Source organism: Serratia sp. BIGb0163 (genome assembly GCF_024809935.1).
Lineage (GTDB): Bacteria > Pseudomonadota > Gammaproteobacteria > Enterobacterales > Enterobacteriaceae > Serratia > Serratia quinivorans.
On sequence record NZ_JANUDZ010000011.1, the window covers coordinates 17,120 to 36,421 of the forward strand.

The 19,302-nt window shown below is 56.5% G+C and carries 15 protein-coding genes and 3 tRNA genes; 14 read left to right on the forward strand and 4 right to left on the reverse strand.

The features are described 5' to 3' along the window. Positions 1 to 152: 152 nt before the first annotated feature. From mscM to rsgA, 3 genes are all read right to left on the reverse strand, one after another. Positions 153 to 3,500, reverse strand: coding sequence for a miniconductance mechanosensitive channel MscM (mscM, locus tag M2406_RS24680; RefSeq protein WP_012004884.1), 3,348 nt, complete (start codon positions 3,498 to 3,500; stop codon positions 153 to 155). Positions 3,501 to 3,513: 13 nt separating this feature from the next. Next, on the reverse strand, positions 3,514 to 4,410 hold the full coding sequence (gene asd / locus M2406_RS24685) for an archaetidylserine decarboxylase (RefSeq protein ID WP_017891353.1): 897 nt from the start codon (positions 4,408 to 4,410) through the stop codon (positions 3,514 to 3,516). A gap of 75 nt (positions 4,411 to 4,485) precedes the next feature. Then, a complete protein-coding gene (gene rsgA / locus M2406_RS24690) occupies positions 4,486 to 5,535 on the reverse strand; it encodes a small ribosomal subunit biogenesis GTPase RsgA (RefSeq protein WP_012004886.1) in 1,050 nt (349 codons plus the stop codon). Between the two features lie 183 nt (positions 5,536 to 5,718). Here rsgA and orn point away from each other — a divergent pair, with 183 nt between their 5' ends. The 4 genes from orn (at position 5,719) to M2406_RS24710 (ending at position 6,816) form a co-directional block, all read left to right on the forward strand. Continuing rightward, positions 5,719 to 6,264 carry an oligoribonuclease gene (gene orn / locus M2406_RS24695; RefSeq protein ID WP_012004887.1) on the forward strand — a complete coding sequence of 182 codons (546 nt, stop codon included), beginning with the start codon at positions 5,719 to 5,721 and terminating at the stop codon, positions 6,262 to 6,264. Positions 6,265 to 6,469: 205 nt separating this feature from the next. Then, positions 6,470 to 6,545: transfer RNA gene (locus M2406_RS24700), tRNA-Gly, on the forward strand. A 64-nt stretch (positions 6,546 to 6,609) separates the two neighbouring features. Continuing rightward, positions 6,610 to 6,685: transfer RNA gene (locus M2406_RS24705), tRNA-Gly, on the forward strand. Between the two features lie 55 nt (positions 6,686 to 6,740). Then, positions 6,741 to 6,816: transfer RNA gene (locus tag M2406_RS24710), tRNA-Gly, on the forward strand. A 298-nt stretch (positions 6,817 to 7,114) separates the two neighbouring features. Here M2406_RS24710 and queG read toward each other — a convergent pair. After that, entirely contained in the window at positions 7,115 to 8,254 is a 1,140-nt protein-coding gene (gene queG, locus M2406_RS24715) for a tRNA epoxyqueuosine(34) reductase QueG (RefSeq protein ID WP_259191777.1), read from the reverse strand. On the opposite strand from queG, the gene nnr reads away from it, so the two are divergent. From nnr to M2406_RS24765, 10 genes are all read left to right on the forward strand, one after another. Beyond that, complete coding sequence (gene nnr, locus M2406_RS24720) at positions 8,253 to 9,764, forward strand: bifunctional ADP-dependent NAD(P)H-hydrate dehydratase/NAD(P)H-hydrate epimerase (RefSeq protein ID WP_041418446.1); 1,512 nt, start codon at positions 8,253 to 8,255, stop codon at positions 9,762 to 9,764. The genes queG and nnr overlap by 2 nt on opposite strands. A 14-nt stretch (positions 9,765 to 9,778) precedes the next feature. Continuing rightward, positions 9,779 to 10,249: a tRNA (adenosine(37)-N6)-threonylcarbamoyltransferase complex ATPase subunit type 1 TsaE gene (tsaE, locus tag M2406_RS24725; protein ID WP_012004890.1), complete on the forward strand. Its 471-nt coding sequence runs from the start codon at positions 9,779 to 9,781 to the stop codon at positions 10,247 to 10,249. A 7-nt stretch (positions 10,250 to 10,256) separates the two neighbouring features. Beyond that, positions 10,257 to 12,053 (forward strand): N-acetylmuramoyl-L-alanine amidase AmiB, encoded by a 1,797-nt coding sequence (gene amiB, locus M2406_RS24730; protein ID WP_259191779.1) that lies wholly within the window; start codon positions 10,257 to 10,259, stop codon positions 12,051 to 12,053. Positions 12,054 to 12,075: 22 nt separating this feature from the next. After that, positions 12,076 to 13,950, forward strand: coding sequence for a DNA mismatch repair endonuclease MutL (gene mutL / locus M2406_RS24735; RefSeq protein WP_012004892.1), 1,875 nt, complete (start codon positions 12,076 to 12,078; stop codon positions 13,948 to 13,950). Then, a complete protein-coding gene (miaA, locus tag M2406_RS24740; protein WP_207978118.1) occupies positions 13,943 to 14,884 on the forward strand; it encodes a tRNA (adenosine(37)-N6)-dimethylallyltransferase MiaA in 942 nt (313 codons plus the stop codon). Before mutL ends, miaA begins: the two co-directional genes overlap by 8 nt. Positions 14,885 to 14,998: 114 nt before the next feature. Then, the gene (gene hfq, locus M2406_RS24745) at positions 14,999 to 15,307 is read left to right on the forward strand and encodes an RNA chaperone Hfq (RefSeq protein WP_012004894.1); all 309 of its coding nucleotides are present in this window, start codon (positions 14,999 to 15,001) and stop codon (positions 15,305 to 15,307) included. 95 nt (positions 15,308 to 15,402) lie between these two features. Beyond that, positions 15,403 to 16,683 carry a ribosome rescue GTPase HflX gene (hflX, locus tag M2406_RS24750; RefSeq protein ID WP_012004895.1) on the forward strand — a complete coding sequence of 427 codons (1,281 nt, stop codon included), beginning with the start codon at positions 15,403 to 15,405 and terminating at the stop codon, positions 16,681 to 16,683. Positions 16,684 to 16,751: 68 nt separating this feature from the next. Next, positions 16,752 to 18,011, forward strand: coding sequence for an FtsH protease activity modulator HflK (gene hflK / locus M2406_RS24755; protein WP_012004896.1), 1,260 nt, complete (start codon positions 16,752 to 16,754; stop codon positions 18,009 to 18,011). Between the two features lie 3 nt (positions 18,012 to 18,014). Continuing rightward, positions 18,015 to 19,022, forward strand: a complete 1,008-nt coding sequence (gene hflC / locus M2406_RS24760; RefSeq protein WP_012004897.1) for a protease modulator HflC — start codon at positions 18,015 to 18,017, stop codon at positions 19,020 to 19,022. Between the two features lie 63 nt (positions 19,023 to 19,085). Continuing rightward, positions 19,086 to 19,286, forward strand: coding sequence for a DUF2065 domain-containing protein (locus M2406_RS24765; protein ID WP_017891360.1), 201 nt, complete (start codon positions 19,086 to 19,088; stop codon positions 19,284 to 19,286). Positions 19,287 to 19,302 lie beyond the last annotated feature (16 nt).

Consider the following 19,302-nt stretch of genomic DNA (forward strand, 5'->3'; position numbering starts at 1 on the left):
GTTGTTACCTGCACTCGCTCACCCCAGTTACTTACTGAAGTAAGCGCCTGGGGATGAGCGAGCTGGGCGCCTAGCTGCAACATGAAAGCCATAGGATATATTGTGGTGATAAAAGGGTTCGGCCATGGCCGAACCCTTTTTGCATTCTGCGCTTACAGACTGCCTGATTCGCGTTTGGTGTTCGGCGGCGGGGTGGACGGCGGTGTGCGGCCATTGCTGGTCAGGCGTGAGAGCGTCTCGCTGCGTACCTGGAACGGTGGGTATGGCAGCGTAATGCCGTGCTCGCGATAACCGTCCAGAATCAACTGATGGATCTCGTGGCGTAGCGGCATGCGGTGGCCCATCTCGGCGGCATAGATACGCAACTCAAAGATCTGGATGCCCTGCTGCAGATCGACCAAATACACCTCTGGTGCGGGGGTATCGAGCACCAGTGAACAGCGTTCGGCAGCGTTGGTCAGGATCTTGGTCACCTCTTCGCTGTTGGCATCCCCAGGAGCCGGCACGGTCAATACCACACGGGTCAGGTTATCCGACAGCGACCAGTTAATGAACTGTTCGGTGATAAAGGCCTTATTCGGCACGATGATCTCTTTGCGATCCCAGTCCGAAATGGTGGTGGCACGGGTGTTGATCTTGGTGACGCTGCCGGTCAGATTACGGATCGTCACGGTATCGCCAATGCGGATCGGTTTTTCGAACAAAATGATCAGGCCGGAGATAAAGTTGGAGAAGATCTCCTGCATACCAAAGCCCAACCCCACGCTGAGCGCGGTCACTACCCATTGCAGTTTCGACCACTCAATACCGATCCAGGAAAAACTCAGTACTGCGCCGAACAGCAGCAGCAGGTACTTGGTAATGGTGGTAATGGCATAGCCGGTACCCGGCGTCAGATCCAGATGCTGCAGCACCGCCAGCTCCAGCAGCGCCGGTAGATTACGCACCAACTGCATGGTGACGATCAGCACTAAAATGGCGATCAGCACCGCGCCCAGGGTGATGGGGTGTGGGGTATCCACGCCGTTAACCGTGGAGCTGACGTTCCACAGGGTGATGTTTTCAAGGAAAGCGAAGGCGGAATGGATCTCCGACCACAGGACGATCACCGACACCAGCGCGATCATGGTCAGGATCGAACGCACCAATCGCAGCGACTGGGCGCTGATGGTGTCCAGATCGATCTCCGAATCATCCATGTCCATCGAGCCTTCGGTACTGTTAGGCGTATGCGGTGTTTCCTCTTCGCCTCTGGCGCGCTGCGCCAGGATATCGGCGCGGCGCTGCTTGGCGCGGTCGAAGGCGATGCGCCGCCGTTGGATCAGCATCCAGCGACGGATAATATGGTAAATCACCAACAGGAAGAACCAGATGGCTACCGAGGTTTCCAGACGCGCCAGCAGCGCCTGCGCCGTGGTCAGGTAACCGACGGCCGAGGCCAGCGCCGCCAGCACCGGAGCCGACAGCAGCAGCCCCCACAGCGCGGTGTTGACCATGTTCTCGCCGGAGCCTTTCTTGTCCAGATACAGCGGGATGCCGGCACGTTTCAGGCTGTTGGTTACCAGGGCCAATGCCAGACACAGCAAGATAAAGCACAGCCGGCCGAGGGTGCTGGCAAATTCGCGCTCTTTCAGGCTGTCGAAGGTAATCAGCGCCATGATCAGCGGCACGATCAGCCAGATCGACATCTTGTAGTAACGCATGGCGCGTGAAACCTGCTTCACCGGCCAGCGGAAGTGCACGATAAACAGCCCCTGGGGGTGGGCAAAGGCGGCGCAGATCATACAGACCCACAAGATCGGCAGCGTGGCGGTGACGCCCTTGCCGATGGCTTCGGCTACCGGATAGTTCCAGGCACTCTGCAGGCCAAAACCGAGCGCCGCCCACAGCACCGGCAGTGGCAGCGCCACCAGAATCGACCAGAACACGGTGCGAACCGTCAGGAAAAACTCATCCTGGGTAACTTTGCCGACCCGGCTGCTGGCCCGGGTCAGGAAGGCGTGGTAGTGCTTGCGGGAACTGATGCTGAAAATCACCAGCAGCAGGGCACCGAAAATCGGGATTAGCGTTTCCTTGCTGGTCACCATCATCATAAAGGCGCCGCCGAGTTGTGACAGCGTATCCAGTGACAGTAACACAGTGAGATCGTGCGCCACGTTAATCGGGTAGGACAGGTTGATCGGATTAATGTCCGGCACCCAGAACAGATAACGGTGGGTGGCGTCCCGGATTTCGTTCAGGGCCTCAATCAGCTGGGTGTTGGCCACTTTCAGCTTGGTCAGCTCGAGAATTTGGGTATCGCAGCCGGAAAGCAGTGAATTGAGCAGTTCGCGCTGGGTACGCAACTGGGCGTCGACGATACGCCGTTCCGCGCTGGTCAGTTCGCTACCGTCGTCGCGTTTAAACTCCCGCTGTGAGAGCTTCTCCAGTTGGCTTTCAAACTGCAGCCGCTGTACGCGCAACTGAGCCATATCGCCGTCCAACTGCTGTGGCTTGGGCATTTCCGGCAGCGTCGCCACCTGGGCGCGCAGGGTTTCTCCCAGTGCGGACGAGGAGCCAAGCCATTGGGCCTGTTCGATGATGGTGCTTAATGCCTGGCGCACCTGCAGCGTTTGCGCGGCAGCCTGACGTTGTTGGGATGAGATCAGATCCATGCGCTGGGCCTGATTGTTCAACGCGGCGGAAAGCTCACGGTTGATCTGTAGCTGCCGGCTGATGCTTTTTGGCAGGTCACCGTTCTGCTCGGCCAACTGTTCGGTTTTTTCCAGTGCCAGTTCGGCTTCACGTTGCCGCTGGGCATTGAGGTTATTGCGCAGCGCCTGCAGTTGGATGTCGATCTTCTCGTGGCGCTTTTTGTAGACCTCAGCGCGCATTCGCGCCAGTTCCTGACGATTATTGGCCGACAGTTGTGCCAGCTCGAGTTCATCGACCTTGGCCTTGCGCGCAGCGGCTTCGGTTTGCAATAGCGCCAGTGCGGCCTGAGCATGCGGGGTGGTTGGGTTAGCGGGTTGAGCCTGCAGACGGCGCTGCACTTCCGTCAGCGCCCGGCGAGCGTCGGTCTGCTGCTGTGGCAATTGGCCGAGAGAGTCGCTGATTTCCCGCGTTCGCTCCTGCTCCTGTTGCAGCAGACGGGCCTGTTCCAACAGCAGGCTGCTGGTCTGCAGGATCTGCTGCTCCAGATCGCTGGCCGGCAGGTTGTCGCCATTCGGCAGGATCTTGCTTTCTTCAATGACCAACTGACGGCGCAGTTCCTGCGTCATCTTCGGGAAATCGTCAATCACCCGCTGATACTGCTCAACACGCGTCAGCGACTCTTTGCGTTCCGATAACCAGTTGAGGGCGCTTTGCAGCGCCTCAGTGGTTTCCGCCTGATTAGGCGCGTTTTTGTTGCCTTCCGCCTGCTTCAGCTCTTGCTTGAGCTGTGTTTCGGTAGGCACCGCGGCGGCCAGCACCGGTTGAGACAGTAAACAACCGAGCAATAGCGTGATAATCAGGCGCACAGTAACAATTCCCTTAGATCTGCGTTGTTTCAGCGGCGACAGATGCAGCCGGGATTTCTGCGAAGGCTTCGCCCATACGGGTCACGGTGCCGTTGTTCAACTGCGGGGCAAACTGCACGCTGCCTGGGGTAAACAGGTTGATGACCGTCGAGCCGAGCTTGAAGCGGCCCATTTCTGCCCCTTTCTCCAGTGCGATAGCGCCTTCAGTGCCTTCTGCCGGATAGGTCCAGCGCTTGATGACGCCTTCGCGCGGCGGTGTAACGGTACCGGCCCAGACGGTTTCGATGCTGCCGACGATGGTGGCACCCACCAGGATCTGCACCATAGGCCCGATAGCGGTATCGAATACGCAGATCACACGCTCATTGCGGGCAAACAGGTTTGGCACGTTGGCCGCGGTCAGCGGGTTAACAGAAAACAGGTCGCCCGGAACATAGATCATTTCGCGCAGTACGCCATCGCATGGCATATGCACACGGTGATAGTCGCGAGGTGCCAGGTAAGTGGTGGCGAACAGACCGTTGCGGAACGGCTCAGCCAGCATGTAGTTGCCGGCCAGCAGCGCCTCAAGGCTGTAGTAATGACCTTTAGCCTGGAAAATCTGGTCGTCGTTGATTGGGCCGAGTTGGCTTATCGCGCCATCTGCAGGCAGCGCCAGCCAGTGGGTGCCATCGACGATCGGACGTGCGCCGTCACGCAGGGGGCGAACAAAGAAGTCGTTGAAGGTCGCATAAGAGGTCAGGTCAGGATTTTGTGCTTCCTGCATATCCACGCGGTAATAGCGGGCGAAGCCCTTCACCACTAGCTGGGTCAGCCAACCGGCTTGTTTATCTGCGCCCCAGCCGGCCAGGCGCGTCAGCGCCAGCTTGGGTAACCAATACTGCAATTTAATTTTGATGCTATCCAGCACATTAACCTCGTGAATCGGGGTAAAGGGCGCGCATTGTAACCGTGGCTCCGCCACAGTCAACGCCGCCCGGTATTATCAGCCTGCGGCGTCGGTGAAGTTCTTGCGAACCTTCACTGAGGCCATGCTTTCCAGAATGCGATGGTAGTTTTCGAAACGCTCTTTCGCGATATCGCCTTTCTCCATCGCCCCGCGGATGGCGCAGCCTGGGTCGGTATCGTGGCGGCAGTCGCGGAATTTGCAACCGCCCAAATAGTCACGGAATTCGACATAGGCTTGAGTCACTTGTTCCGGCTCCAGATGCCACAGACCGAACTCACGCACACCCGGTGAATCGATCACATCGCCGCCGTGCTGGAAATGGTACAGCCGCGCAGCGGTGGTGGTATGTTGCCCGAGGCCAGAGACATCGGAAACCTGATTTACCAGAATTTGCTTATCGCTCGGTGGCAGCAGGGCGTTCAGCAGGCTGGATTTACCCACCCCGGACTGGCCGGCAAAGATACTGATACGGTCGGCCAGCGCTTGTTCAAACGCCTCCATGCCTTCACGCGTCTGGCTGGAGACTTCCAGCACCCGATAGCCGATATGACGGTAGATATCCATCATCCCGTCGACGGTCTTGCGTGCTTCGGCATCCAGCAAATCGATTTTGTTCAGTACGATCAGCGGTTCGACTTCCAGCGTTTCACAGGCCACCAGATAGCGGTCGATCATATTCAGCGACAGCTCTGGCAGGATGGCGGAGACGATGACGATCTGATCGATATTGGCGGCGATGGGCTTCACGCCGTCGTAGATGTCGGGGCGGTTCAGTACGGAAGTGCGTTCATGCACGGCCTCTACGATGCCCTTCACCCCGGCATGGGTGCCGACGCCAGGGCGCCATACCACACGATCGCCGGTCACCAGCGAACGTAACGTACGGCGGATGTTACAGCGGTGCTGAGTGCCATCCGCTGCTTCAACGTCGGCGTGCATGCCGAAACGACTGATGACGATGCCGTCCTGCGGCTCACCCAGTTGGGAATCATCCAGTTCCGGTTTGTTGTCAGTGCGCTTCAGGCGACGTTGATGGTTCGCCTGCACGCGGCGTTCTTGACCTTTGGACAGTTTGTTCTTGCTCACTGCGCCTCACTTGAATCCGCTTTATCGCTCATGGCGACCAAAAGGACTATGATACACGCTATTTTATATTAAATAACCGTTGTTAGCCGCCACGTGCAGCCTACTACCGTCGGCAAACAGCCAGCGTCGCTCGCCGCCTTGCCTATAGTTTGTTTATCTTTTGGCTTTTACGCAGGAAATATCATGACAGGAAACGAAAATAACCTGATTTGGATCGATCTGGAGATGACCGGGTTGGATCCAGAACGCGATCGCATTATCGAGATCGCTACCCTGGTCACCGACGCCAATCTGAATATCCTCGCGGAAGGGCCAGTGATCGCCGTGCATCAATCCGACGAACAGCTTGGCCTGATGGATGACTGGAACGTGCGGACTCATACCGGCAGCGGACTGGTGGAAAGGGTGAAGGCCAGTCAGTACGACGACCATGCCGCCGAGTTGGCCACCATCGCCTTTTTGCAACAGTGGGTACCGGCGGGCAAATCACCAATCTGCGGCAACAGTGTGGGCCAGGACCGCCGCTTCCTGTTCCGTTATATGCCGGAACTGGAAGCCTACTTCCATTACCGCTATCTGGACGTCAGCACTTTGAAGGAGCTGGCGCGCCGTTGGAAACCGGAAATCCTCAGCGGTTTTAAAAAGCAGGGCACTCATCAGGCTATGGATGATATCCGTGAGTCGGTGGGCGAATTGGCCTATTACCGTGAGCATTTCATCCAGCTATAATGGATGTCAGGCCCCTGAACAGGGGGCCTTATTACTGCAAGCGGCCAATTCCGCCGCTTAATTAACCAGTTTGGCGCTTTAATCGGCAAACAAACAAAAAACGCGTTTTTTTGCTTTCAGGGGCTTGCGGCAGAAAGGATTTCTCGTATAATGCGCACCCCGTACCGATGAAGAATTTCGTTTAGTTCCGACATCGTTACGCCGGGCGGGAATAGCTCAGTTGGTAGAGCACGACCTTGCCAAGGTCGGGGTCGCGAGTTCGAGTCTCGTTTCCCGCTCCAAATTCAACAATGCTGCTTAGGTGGCGTGATGAATAAAAAAAGTATCAAGTAGTACCCATGCGACGCGGGAATAGCTCAGTTGGTAGAGCACGACCTTGCCAAGGTCGGGGTCGCGAGTTCGAGTCTCGTTTCCCGCTCCAAAAAATTCAAAGGCCATGTTGTTGTTTGATGGCCGGATGCCCAAAGCATCTCAATGCGGGAATAGCTCAGTTGGTAGAGCACGACCTTGCCAAGGTCGGGGTCGCGAGTTCGAGTCTCGTTTCCCGCTCCAATTTTATCTTCGATTTAACTCAGTCCAACGCCTTTAGCGGCGCGGCTTCCTGTCTTGTTGTACATACCCTGTCGAAATGTTGTGAACAGACTTATCCACAGGTAGCGTACATAATACCCTCAGCTCAAAAAATCAACGCCACACAAATGAAATATTTATTAGTTTGATTTATAACGATATTTATTTATCGGAAAACGTTATGCCGATCACTTGCTCTTTTTGTTGCAGTTGAAAGACAAAGCATTTTTATTTTTATGCACAAATCCACAGAGTGACTATTGGGCCTGAACGCAAGGTTTTAGGCATCCCTCGGTAATCCTTTTTCCACAGCCCGTATCAATCGTTTTTTCTGCATTGTCTGCACTTCTATACCTTGCTCCTCACGCCGTCCCAATTGCTGCTTCAGTGCCCAGTGGATATGTTCATCCAGCATAGCGTTCTGTTCCAGCCGGGAGCGCAGCGCGATCACTATGGCATCCTGATAGGGGGCATTACCCAGTGCCACGGCAATATTACGCAACCAGCGTAAATGGCCGATGCGTCGGATGGCAGAACCTTCGGTGATGCGCAGGAATTTCTCTTCCGTCCAGGCGAACAGTTCAATCAGCTGCGGCGCATGCAGTGCGGCACGCGGGCTGAAATCATCTTCGTCAGTGAGCTGTGAGAAGCGGTTCCAGGGGCAGATAAGCTGGCAATCATCACAGCCGTAGATACGGTTGCCTAACAATGGCCGAAATTCTTCAGGAATGGCGCCTTCCAGCTCGATGGTGAGATAGGAGATGCAGCGCCGGGCATCCACGGTATAGGGCGCGACGATGGCTCCGGTCGGGCAAGTGGTGATACAGGCGACGCAGCGGCCGCATTGTTCCTGCTGCGGTTCATCCACTGGCAAGGGCAGATCGATCAGCAGTTCGCCGAGAAAGAACCAGGAGCCGGCTTCGCGGTTGAGGATAAGTGAGTGTTTACCAACCCAGCCAATCCCGGCCTTGGAGGCCAATGCGCGTTCCATCACCGGCGCGGAGTCGACAAAAGGGCGGAAATTCAGTTCGCCGCAGTAGGCCTGGATCTGATCGCCAAGCTTTTTCAGCCGTTGGCGTAGCAGTTTGTGATAATCACGCCCCAACGCATAGCGGCTGACATAGCCCAATTCGGGGTTCTGCAGCGTGCTGGCAAAGGCCGCTTTGGCCGGTAGATAGTTCATGCGCACGCTGATCACCCGCAGGGTGCCGGGCAGTAGCTCATGGGGCCGGGCGCGCAGCATACCGTGGCGCGCCATCCACTCCATTTCGCCGTGGTATTGTTTGTCCAGCCAGGCCTGCAGTTTAGGCTCTTCCGCGCTAAGATCAGTGTCGCAGATGCCTACCTGCTGGAATCCTAGCGATTGGCCCCATTGCTTGATATGTTGGGCGAGTTGATTGAGATCGAGGGGGTGAGTCATGACGGGCCACAGTGAAAAACAATACTCCGCTAGTTTATCACACTCTGTCTGGTCTGCAGACTGGATCCGGCGGGCTGAAGCCAGCGCCGCTGCCTCGCTGGGGATTTCACTCTACCAACTGATGCAACGTGCCGGTGAGGCTGCTTACATCCTGGCACGCGACCAGTACCCGGCCGCTCACCACTGGCTGGTGCTGTGTGGCCATGGCAACAATGGCGGCGACGGTTACGTGGTCGCCAGACTGGCAGCGGCGGCCGGTGTTAAGGTCAGTTTGATCGCCTGCGAAGGCACACGCCCACTGCCACCCGAGGCCGCAGAAGCGCGACGGGCCTGGTTGGCCGCAGGTGGTGAAATTCATCCGGCTGACAGTCGTTGGCCGGAAGATAGTGATCTGATCATCGACGGCTTGCTTGGTACCGGGCTGAGTCGTGCGCCGCGTGCGCCATACGATGCGCTGATTGAAGCCGCGAACCGCAGCTGCGCACCGGTGATCGCACTTGATATTCCCTCGGGCTTGCTGGCCGAAAGCGGTGCTGTGCCTGGGGTGGTGATCCGCGCTTCGCACACTATGACGTTTATTGCCCTCAAACCGGGCTTATTAACCGGTCAGGCCCGTGATTGGGTCGGGCAACTTCACCAGAGTACGCTAGGATTATCGGGTTGGCTGGCGAAGCAACCGACACAGATTCAGCGGCTTACTGCCGAGTCCCTGCCTCTGTGGCTGAAACCGCGTCGTCCGTGCTCGCATAAAGGTGAACAAGGGCGTTTGTTGGTGGTTGGCGGCGATCATGGTTTTGGCGGTGCGATACGCATGGCGGCAGAGGCGGCACTGCGCAGCGGTGCCGGATTGGTGCGAGTACTTACTCACATCGAGCATGTCGGGCCATTATTGACCGCCAGACCTGAGCTGATGGTACAGCCTTTAAGTGACGAAACATTGCAGCAGGCGCTCGACTGGGCTGATGTTCTGGTGGTGGGGCCGGGACTGGGCCAGGGCGAATGGGGTAGGAATGCGCTGAAAGTATTGCAAGCCAGTGATAAACCGGCGTTATGGGACGCGGATGCGTTGAACTTGCTGGCATTAAATCCCGAGAAGCGTCAGAATCGTGTGATTACCCCGCATCCTGGGGAGGCGGCACGCCTGCTGGGGTGCCGTACCGCCGAGATTGAGAGTGATCGCTTACTTGCAGTGCGTAAACTGGTGGCGCAATACGGTGGCATAGCCGTGCTGAAAGGTGCGGGCACGCTGATTGCCGACCAGTACGGCCAGATGGCGATCGCCGACGTCGGCAATGCCGGCATGGCCTCCGGCGGAATGGGCGATGTTTTGTCGGGTATCATCGGCGGTTTGCTGGGGCAAAAGCTCTCGCTGTATGATGCAGCCTGTGCCGGATGTGTGGCGCATGGCGCAGCCGCCGATCGCGTGGCGGCAAGACAAGGAATCAGGGGGATGCTGGCAAGTGACTTACTGCCGGAAATTCCTTATTACGTTAATCCTGAGTTGGCATAAATAGAAACTATCGAATGAAAGAACTCGTTTTACCTCTGCCGGATGAGGCAGCGACTGTCGCACTGGGTGCCGTCTTGGCTAAGGCGTGCGATCGTGCCAGCGTAATTTACCTTTACGGTGACCTGGGCGCCGGTAAAACCACCTTCAGCCGTGGTTTCCTGCAGGCATTGGGTCATCAGGGCAATGTTAAAAGCCCCACTTATACGCTGGTAGAGCCTTATGCGCTGCAGCCGCTGGCGGTATACCATTTTGATTTGTACCGCCTGGCCGATCCGGAAGAACTCGAATTTATGGGCATTCGCGATTATTTTGCGCAGGATGCTATTTGCCTGGTGGAATGGCCACAGCAGGGCACGGGCGTATTGCCGGAGCCGGATCTGGAGCTGCATCTCAGCTATCAGGATCAGGGGCGAGAAGCAAAAATTCAGGCGGTTTCCGCCTACGGCAGCCAGCTTTTAGACCGTATTCACGGGCCACAGGAATGACGCCGCAATGACGTATGCGTTGAGAAAACTATTCATAATCGCCCTGATCGCCGTATTGGGGCCTTTGGGTGCGGCCAGTGCGCTGGCCGCATCGTCGCTGTCTGATATTAAAGTCACCAATGCCCAACGCGAAGCCACCGTCTCGGTGAGTTTCAACGGCCCGCCGGATTATGCCTTTTTCCCACTGCACGGCCCTGACCGCGTGGTGCTGGACGTTAACCAGAAAGGCAAGGTCGGCGGCCTGCCGCTGAATTTTAGCGGTCAAAACCTGGTGAAAAGTATCCGTTCCAGTACGCCGAAAGACGCCCAGAGCGTGCGGCTGGTGTTTGATCTGACCCAACGTTCGAAGACCCGGGTGGCAACACGGCAAAGCGGCAGTATCTATACCGTGGTGTTTACCATTGCCGCCGAGGGTAGCGCTAATACCAACATAGTGCGTAAAGCTCCGGTGCCTGCGCCGGTGGCCGTGAGCCAGCCAACGCGTAAAGCGCCAGTCGTGGTGAGTGAGCCTGATGAACCGGCACCGGTGCGTAAAGCACCAAGCGGTTCGAATCCGTTCAGCAACAAGACAACCGTAGTTGCGGGGACGGCATCGGAAATTACGCCGCGCAGCAGCCGCGTTTCCGCAGGTTCCGGCGATCGGGTAGTGGTAGCCATTGACGCCGGTCACGGCGGGCAGGATCCGGGCGCTATCGGCCCGAACGGCCTGAAAGAGAAGAATGTCACTATTGCTATTGCTCGTCGCCTGCAGGCGTTGTTGGATGCCGATCCTCAGTTCAAACCGGTCCTGACGCGCAATGGTGACTACTTCATCTCGGTGATGGGACGTTCCGACGTAGCGCGCAAGCAGGGCGCCAACGTGCTGATCTCCATTCACGCCGATGCCGCGCCAAACCGCAGTGCCAACGGGGCCTCGGTTTGGGTTCTGTCCAACCGCCGGGCCAACAGTGAAATGGCGGGCTGGCTGGAACAGCATGAGAAACAGTCTGAATTGCTGGGCGGTGCGGGCGATTTGCTGGCTAACAGCCAGGCGGATCCTTACCTGAGCCAGGCAGTGCTGGATCTGCAATTCGGTCACTCGCAACGTGTGGGTTACGATGTTGCGGTCAAAGTCTTGCAGCAGTTACAGAGCGTCGGTTCATTGCATAAACGTCGTCCGGAACACGCCAGCCTTGGCGTGCTGCGTTCGCCGGACATTCCATCATTGCTGGTGGAAACAGGATTTATCAGTAATAGCACGGAGGAGCGGCTGCTCGGCAGTAGCGCGTATCAGGAAAAAATTGCCAGGGCGATCCACAACGGCCTGCGTAGTTATTTCCTGGCGCATCCGCTACAAGCCGACCCAAAGGTGGAAAACCGACCGCTGGACGTCGCAGCGGCGGTTAGCTCCTCAACACCAGACGTCAGTCAGCCTGCACCGATCGTCAGTTCGGCCGGCAGCAGCCGTATTAGCGGTAAAACGCAGATTCACGTAGTGAAGCGGGCGGAAACGCTCTCCGGGATCGCCGACAGCTATGGCACTACCATGGCGGCGTTGCGTGACCTGAACAAGCTGAAGAAGGATGGCGTATGGGTCGGCCAACGCCTCAAGGTGCCGGCGGGTAAATCCGCCGCTGCAGTCAGCGCGGTCGCCAAGGCGAAACCCAGCGTGAAGAAGCCATCGAAGCATAAAGTGGCCCGCGGTGATACTTTGACATCTATTGCCAGCCGTTATGGTGTCAGCGTCAGCGATCTGAAACGCGTGAATAAACTGAAGTCGGACGTCGCGCCGCTGGATCGGACGCTGACCATTCCGCAGGCCTAGCGCCCACAATACAGGAGTCAGCATGCCCATCCAGGTGTTACCGCCCCAGCTTGCCAACCAGATTGCCGCCGGTGAAGTGGTCGAGCGGCCCGCGTCGGTGGTCAAGGAATTGGTGGAAAACAGTCTGGATGCCGGGGCGACGCGTATTGATATTGATATCGAGCGCGGTGGCGCCAAGCTGATCCGCATTCGTGATAACGGCAGTGGTATTGGCAAGGACGACCTGGCTCTGGCATTGGCTCGTCACGCCACCAGTAAAATCAGCACGCTCGACGATTTGGAAGCCATTGTCAGCCTCGGCTTTCGCGGCGAGGCGTTGGCCAGCATCAGCTCGGTTTCTCGCTTAACCCTCACTTCACGTACCGCAGAACAAAACGAAGCCTGGCAGGCTTATGCCGAAGGCCGCGATCAGGCGGTGACGGTCAAGCCGGCGGCACACCCGATAGGCAGCACGCTGGAAGTGCTGGATCTGTTCTACAACACCCCGGCGCGGCGCAAATTTATGCGCACCGAGAAAACCGAATTTGGCCATATCGATGAAGTGGTGCGACGCATTGCACTGGCGCGTTTCGATGTGGCGATCAACCTTAGTCACAATGGCAAGCTGATGCGTCAATATCGCGCAGCGAAAGACGAGAGCCAGTATGAGCGCCGTCTGGGCAGTATTTGCGGCCCGGCCTTTTTGCAGCATGCGCTGAACATCTCCTGGCAGCACGGTGACCTGACCATTCGCGGCTGGGTGGCCGATCCTGCCGGTGCGCGGCAACTGGGCGAAATGCAGTATTGCTACGTCAACAGCCGCATGATGCGCGATCGTTTGATCAATCACGCCATCCGCCAGGCTTATCAGGATCAACTGAAAGACGACCAGCAGCCTGCCTATGTGCTGTATCTCGAGGTAGACCCGCATCAGGTGGATGTGAATGTTCACCCGGCCAAGCACGAGGTGCGTTTCCATCAGGCTCGTCTGGTGCACGATTTTATCTATCAGGCGGTAACCACCGTGTTGCAGCAGGTCGGCAATGCGCCGCTGCCGTTGACCGATGAAACCGAGCAGCAACCGACACCGGTCTGGCAGCCGGAAAACCGCGTCGCCGCTGGCGGCAACCATTTTTCGCAGCCTGCACCACGCCGAGAAACCGCATCAACCGAGCCTGCCGTCGCGCGTGAACGTGCGCCGCAACCGGCCTATCATTCGGGCAGTGGTTACCAGAAGCGGGAAGGTGAGCTGTACGGCAAGCTGTTGCAGGCCACGCCAGTGGCTGAGCCACGGCAAGAAGCACCGAAGCAACCGCTGTTTCCGCCGGTAAAAACCGAGCAGGAAACGCCACTGGCCGGGAGTCAGCACAGTTTCGGCCGTGTGCTGATGATCTACCCGCCGTGTTATGCGCTGATTGAAAACGGTCAGCAGTTGATGTTGCTTAACCTGCCGGTGGCCGAACGCTGGTTACGTCAGGCGCAACTCAATCCTTCGCAAGAAGGCCTGCGGCCACAGCCGCTGCTGATCCCCATCAAGCTGACGTTGAACAAACAAGAGGCGGCAGCCTGCATACATCATCAGCCGCTATTGGTAACAATGGGGTTGGATCTGCAAGTAGATCACGGGCGTGTGACGTTGCGCGCAGTACCTTTACCATTACGCCAACAAAATTTACAAAAACTGATACCCGAACTGTTAGGCTATCTGGCCGAGCATCAGGAGATGTCGCCCGCGGTATTGGCCACCTGGTTTGCCCGCCATTTAGGTAGCGAACATGAACAGTGGAACACCTCGCAAGCGATACAATTGCTGACCGACGTTGAACGACTTTGCCCGCAGCTGGTCAAATCACCACCCAGCGGACTTTTACAACCTGTTGATTTACAGGCTGCACTGACAGCACTTAGGCATGATTGAAACTGAAATGACACCACGTCCCCCGGCTATTTTTATCATGGGGCCGACCGCCTCGGGCAAAACCGCATTGGCGATCGCGCTGCGTGAACGCCTGCCTGTGGAATTGATCAGCGTGGATTCCGCGCTGATTTATCGCGGCATGGATATCGGCACGGCCAAACCGAGCGCTGAAGAACTGGCGCAGGCACCGCATCGGCTGATTGATATTCGCGATCCCGCCGAAGCTTACTCCGCAGCGGATTTTCGCGCCGACGCACTGAAAGAGATGGCCGCCATTACCGCCGCCGGGCGTATCCCGCTGCTGGTGGGGGGAACCATGCTTTATTTCAAGGCGTTGCTGGAAGGATTATCGCCGTTGCCACCTGCCGATCCTGCGGTGCGCGAACGCATCGAACAGCAGGCGGCGGAGCAGGGTTGGGACGCTTTACACCGTCAGTTGCAAGAGATTGACCCGGTTGCGGCATTGAGAATTCATCCGAATGATCCGCAGAGACTGTCCAGAGCACTGGAAGTTTTTTTTATTTCGGGTAAAACTTTAACGGAACTGACTAAAATTTCGGGTGAATCGTTGCCGTATCATGTGCACCAATTTGCGATAGCGCCGACCAGCCGTGAGTTGATTCATCAACGCATCGAGCTGCGGTACCATCAAATGTTGGCGGCAGGTTTTGAGACGGAAGCGCGTGCACTTTTTGCACGGGGTGATTTGCATACGGACTTGCCTTCCATTCGCTGTGTCGGTTATCGCCAGATGTGGTCATATTTGTCTGGTGAAATTAGTTACGATGAGATGGTTTATCGTGGTATTTGCGCAACGCGTCAATTGGCCAAGCGCCAAATGACCTGGTTACGAGGCTGGGACTCGGTACATTGGCTGGACAGCGAGAAGCCGGGAGAGGCTTTGGACTCGGTAATACAGGTTGTTAGTGCATAGGTTGAGTGATTGTGTACAATTGATGAGTATTCAGCGCGCAAATTTTTTAGGTCGTTTATTTTAGAGCCGACAGGTTCTTAGTTAAAAACAACAAGCAAATAAGGAAAAGATAGAATGGCTAAGGGGCAATCTTTGCAAGATCCGTTCCTGAACGCATTGCGTCGTGAACGTGTTCCGGTTTCTATTTATTTGGTGAATGGTATTAAGCTGCAAGGCCAGATTGAGTCTTTTGACCAGTTTGTCATCCTGTTGAAAAACACGGTGAGCCAGATGGTTTATAAGCACGCTATCTCTACCGTTGTCCCGTCACGCCCGGTTTCGCACCATAGCAATACTCCGAGCGGCGGCACCAGTAACTATCACCATGGTAACAACCCGTCTGCGCCGCAACAGCCGCAGCAGGAAAGCGATGACGCTGAATAAAGCGCGTTGCGAGTCAACCATGACGGGGAGCATAAGCAGCCGTGGGCTGTTTATGTCCCCCAAACTCACGGATTTCCGTTTGAGAGGTTGCACGCTTGTTTGACCGTTATGAAGCCGGTGAGCAGGCCGTCCTGGTTCATATCTATTTCTCGCAAGACAAAGATACAGAAGATCTCAGTGAGTTCGAATCCCTGGTGTCCTCTGCGGGTGTCGAAGCTTTGCAAGTGGTGACTGGTAGCCGCAAAGCCCCACATCCCAAGTACTTTGTCGGTGAAGGAAAGGCCGAAGAAATTGCAGATGCGGTAAAAGCCAGTGGCGCATCTGTTGTCCTGTTTGATCACTCCCTTTCCGCGGCGCAAGAGAGAAACCTTGAACGCCTGTGCGAATGCCGGGTGATCGATCGCACCGGGTTGATTCTAGACATCTTTGCCCAGCGTGCCCGTACCCATGAAGGTAAGCTGCAGGTGGAGCTGGCGCAGTTGCGTCATATCGCCACGCGTTTAGTTCGTGGCTGGACGCACCTTGAGCGCCAAAAAGGGGGGATTGGCCTGCGCGGGCCAGGGGAAACCCAATTAGAGACCGACCGTCGTCTGTTACGCGATCGCATTAGCCTGATTCTACGCCGCCTGGAGCGGGTAGCTAAGCAGCGTGAACAGGGCCGACGTGCGCGTACCCGTGCCGAAGTGCCAACCGTATCGCTGGTGGGATACACCAACGCCGGTAAATCTACCCTGTTTAATCGAATAACGTCTGCCGATGTGTACGCGGCCGACCAGCTATTTGCCACCCTGGATCCTACCCTGCGGCGTATCGACGTGGCCGATGTGGGCGATACCGTGTTGGCGGATACCGTAGGCTTTATCCGGCACCTGCCGCACGATCTGGTGGCCGCCTTCAAGGCAACGCTGCAAGAAACGCGTCAGGCATCTTTGCTGTTACATGTAATCGACGCCGCGGATACCCGTGTCGATGAGAACATTGAAGCGGTAAATACCGTGCTGGCAGAGATTGAATCGGATGAGATCCCTACACTGTTAGTGATGAACAAAATAGATATGCTGGATGATTTTGTTCCGCGTATCGACCGCAACGATGAAAACTTACCGATCCGGGTGTGGCTGTCCGCCGCCAGCGGTGAAGGTATCCCGTTGCTGTATCAGGCGTTGACGGAGCGCTTATCGGGGGAAATCGCGCATTATGAGCTGCGCTTACCGCCAGAGGCAGGCCGTCTTCGTAGCCGTTTTTACCAGCTTCAGGCAATTGAGAAAGAGTGGAACGAAGAAGACGGCAGCATTGGCGTGGTGGTTCGTATGCCTATCGTCGAATGGCGTCGCCTCTGCAAACAGGAACTGGATCTGATTAACTTTATAGTATGATCATATCCTGTTACATTTGAGCTTCGCGTAAGCCTGAAGTACCCAATCACAGAATATGGAGCTAAAACATGGCGTGGAATCAGCCCGGTAATAACGGACAGGACCGCGACCCGTGGGGGAGCAGCAATAACAATGGCGGCAACTCTGGCGGTAATAACAAAGGCGGTCGCGATCAAGGGCCACCTGATTTGGACGATATCTTCCGCAAGCTGAGCAAGAAACTGAGCGGCTTGGGCGGGGGCAAAGGCTCCAACAACAATAACGACGGCGGTACTGGCACTTCGGGGCCGGGCTTTAGCGGTCGTATTATCGGTATCGCTGCGGTTGCGGTGGTGGTGATTTGGGCCGCCAGCGGTTTCTACACCATCAAAGAAGCCGAGCGCGGTGTCGTGACTCGTTTCGGCAAGTTCAGCCACCTGGTGCAGCCGGGTCTGAACTGGAAGCCGACCTTCATCGATGAAGTGCGTCCGGTCAACGTAGAGTCGGTGCGTGAACTGGCCGCTTCTGGCGTGATGCTGACCTCCGATGAGAACGTGGTGCGCGTAGAAATGAACGTGCAGTACCGCGTGACCAATCCGGAAGCCTATCTGTTCAGCGTGACCAACGCCGACGATAGCCTGAGCCAGGCTACTGACAGCGCCCTGCGTGGCGTTATCGGCAAGTACACCATGGACAAGATCCTGACCGAAGGCCGTACTATCGTGCGTAGCGATACCCAACGCGTACTGGAAGAGACTATTCGTCCGTACAACATGGGCATCACGCTGCTGGACGTCAACTTCCAGGCCGCTCGTCCGCCGGAAGAGGTGAAAGCCGCATTTGATGATGCGATTGCCGCACGTGAGAACGAGCAGCAGTACATCCGTGAGGCAGAAGCTTACGCCAACGAAGTTCAGCCACGCGCTAATGGCCAGGCACAGCGTCTGTTGGAAGATGCCAAAGCCTATAAAGACCGTACCGTCCTGGAAGCACAGGGTGAGGTTGCGGGCTTTGCCAAGCTGTTGCCGGAATACAAGTCTGCACCGCAAATCACCCGCGAGCGTCTGTATATCGAAACCATGGAAAAAGTCCTGAGCCACACCCGTAAAGTGTTGGTGAATGACAAAGGCAACAATCTTATGGTGTTACCGCTGGATCAAATGCTGCGTGGCCAAACCGGCGCGGCGGCTGAAGGCAGTAAAGACACCAGCCTGATTCGTCTCAACCCCGCTCCGTCTGCCAACAGCGGCGCCAGCTCCAGCAGCCAGCGCACCAGTAACGGCACGGTCATGGACCAGCGCCGGGCGAATGCGCAGCGTGACGACACCACTCGCGTAGGGAGAGAATAATCAATGCGTAAGTCTTTTATAGTAATTATCCTCGCGGTGCTGGTGGCGTTGTATGCATCCTTGTTCGTGGTTCAGGAAGGTCAGCGCGGCATCGTGCTGCGTTTCGGCAAGGTACTGCGTGACAGCGACAACAAACCGCTGGTCTATGCGCCGGGCCTGCACTTCAAGATCCCGTTCATTGAAACAGTGAAAACGCTGGATGCACGTATCCAGACCATGGACAACCAGGCTGACCGCTTTGTTACCAGCGAGAAGAAAGACCTGATCGTCGACTCATACCTGAAATGGCGTATCAGCGATTTCAGCCGTTACTATCTGGCAACCGGCGGCGGTGATGTTTCACAGGCCGAAGTGTTGCTGAAACGTAAGTTCAGTGACCGTCTGCGTTCCGAAATTGGTCGTCTGGATGTTAAAGACATCGTGACCGACTCGCGCGGTAAACTGATGTCCGACGTGCGTGACGCGCTGAACACCGGTACCGTCGGTGATGACCAGGAAGTGGCGACCACCGAAGCCGATGACGCTATTGCTTCTGCAGCGGCGCGTGTTGAAAAGGAAACCACCGGCAAACTGCCGAAGGTTAACCCGAACAGCATGGCGGCGTTGGGTATCGAAGTGATCGACGTGCGTATCAAGCAGATCAACCTGCCGGCAGAAGTGTCAGATGCAATCTACCAGCGTATGCGCGCCGAGCGTGAAGCGGTAGCCCGTCGTCACCGTTCACAGGGTCAGGAAGAGGCTGAGAAGCTGCGCGCTACCGCAGACTACGAAGTGACTCGTACCCTGGCGGAAGCCGAACGTACAGCGCGTATCACCCGTGGTGAAGGTAATGCCGAAGCGGCTAAACTGTTTGCTAACGCATTCAGTCAGGATCCGGACTTCTATGCCTTTATCCGTAGCCTGCGTGCTTATGAAACCAGCTTCAGCAGCAATAACCAGGACGTGATGGTACTGAGCCCGGACAGCGATTTCTTCCGCTACATGAAGTCGCCTGATTCCGTACGCAAGTAACCGCGACAGGTTAATGATCGAGGGCCCGTTTAAACGCGGGCCCTTTCTTTTTGGGAGACATTGATGAATTCAACGATCTGGCTGGCGCTTGGGCTGGTTTTGGTGCTGGAAGGCTTGGGCCCGATGCTGTTTCCGCAGGCCTGGCGCAAAATGATACTGGCGATGACCCAGTTTCCTGACGCGACACTGCGTCGATTTGGCGGTGGAATAGTGGTTGCGGGCTGTGTGATCTACTACATGTTGCGTACACACGCAGGGGTTTAAAGTTTAGCCTAAAAAA

Coding starts and splice junctions, on each gene's coding strand:
- tsaE (WP_012004890.1), top strand. CDS start 9,779: ATGAAAGAACTCGTTTTACCTCTGCCGGATGAGGCAGCGACTGTCGCA.
- nnr (WP_041418446.1), top strand. CDS start 8,253: ATGACGGGCCACAGTGAAAAACAATACTCCGCTAGTTTATCACACTCT.
- M2406_RS24765 (WP_017891360.1), top strand. CDS start 19,086: ATGAATTCAACGATCTGGCTGGCGCTTGGGCTGGTTTTGGTGCTGGAA.
- mutL (WP_012004892.1), top strand. CDS start 12,076: ATGCCCATCCAGGTGTTACCGCCCCAGCTTGCCAACCAGATTGCCGCC.
- queG (WP_259191777.1), bottom strand. CDS start 8,254: ATGACTCACCCCCTCGATCTCAATCAACTCGCCCAACATATCAAGCAA.
- hfq (WP_012004894.1), top strand. CDS start 14,999: ATGGCTAAGGGGCAATCTTTGCAAGATCCGTTCCTGAACGCATTGCGT.
- miaA (WP_207978118.1), top strand. CDS start 13,943: ATGATTGAAACTGAAATGACACCACGTCCCCCGGCTATTTTTATCATG.
- hflK (WP_012004896.1), top strand. CDS start 16,752: ATGGCGTGGAATCAGCCCGGTAATAACGGACAGGACCGCGACCCGTGG.
- amiB (WP_259191779.1), top strand. CDS start 10,257: ATGACGTATGCGTTGAGAAAACTATTCATAATCGCCCTGATCGCCGTA.
- hflC (WP_012004897.1), top strand. CDS start 18,015: ATGCGTAAGTCTTTTATAGTAATTATCCTCGCGGTGCTGGTGGCGTTG.
- orn (WP_012004887.1), top strand. CDS start 5,719: ATGACAGGAAACGAAAATAACCTGATTTGGATCGATCTGGAGATGACC.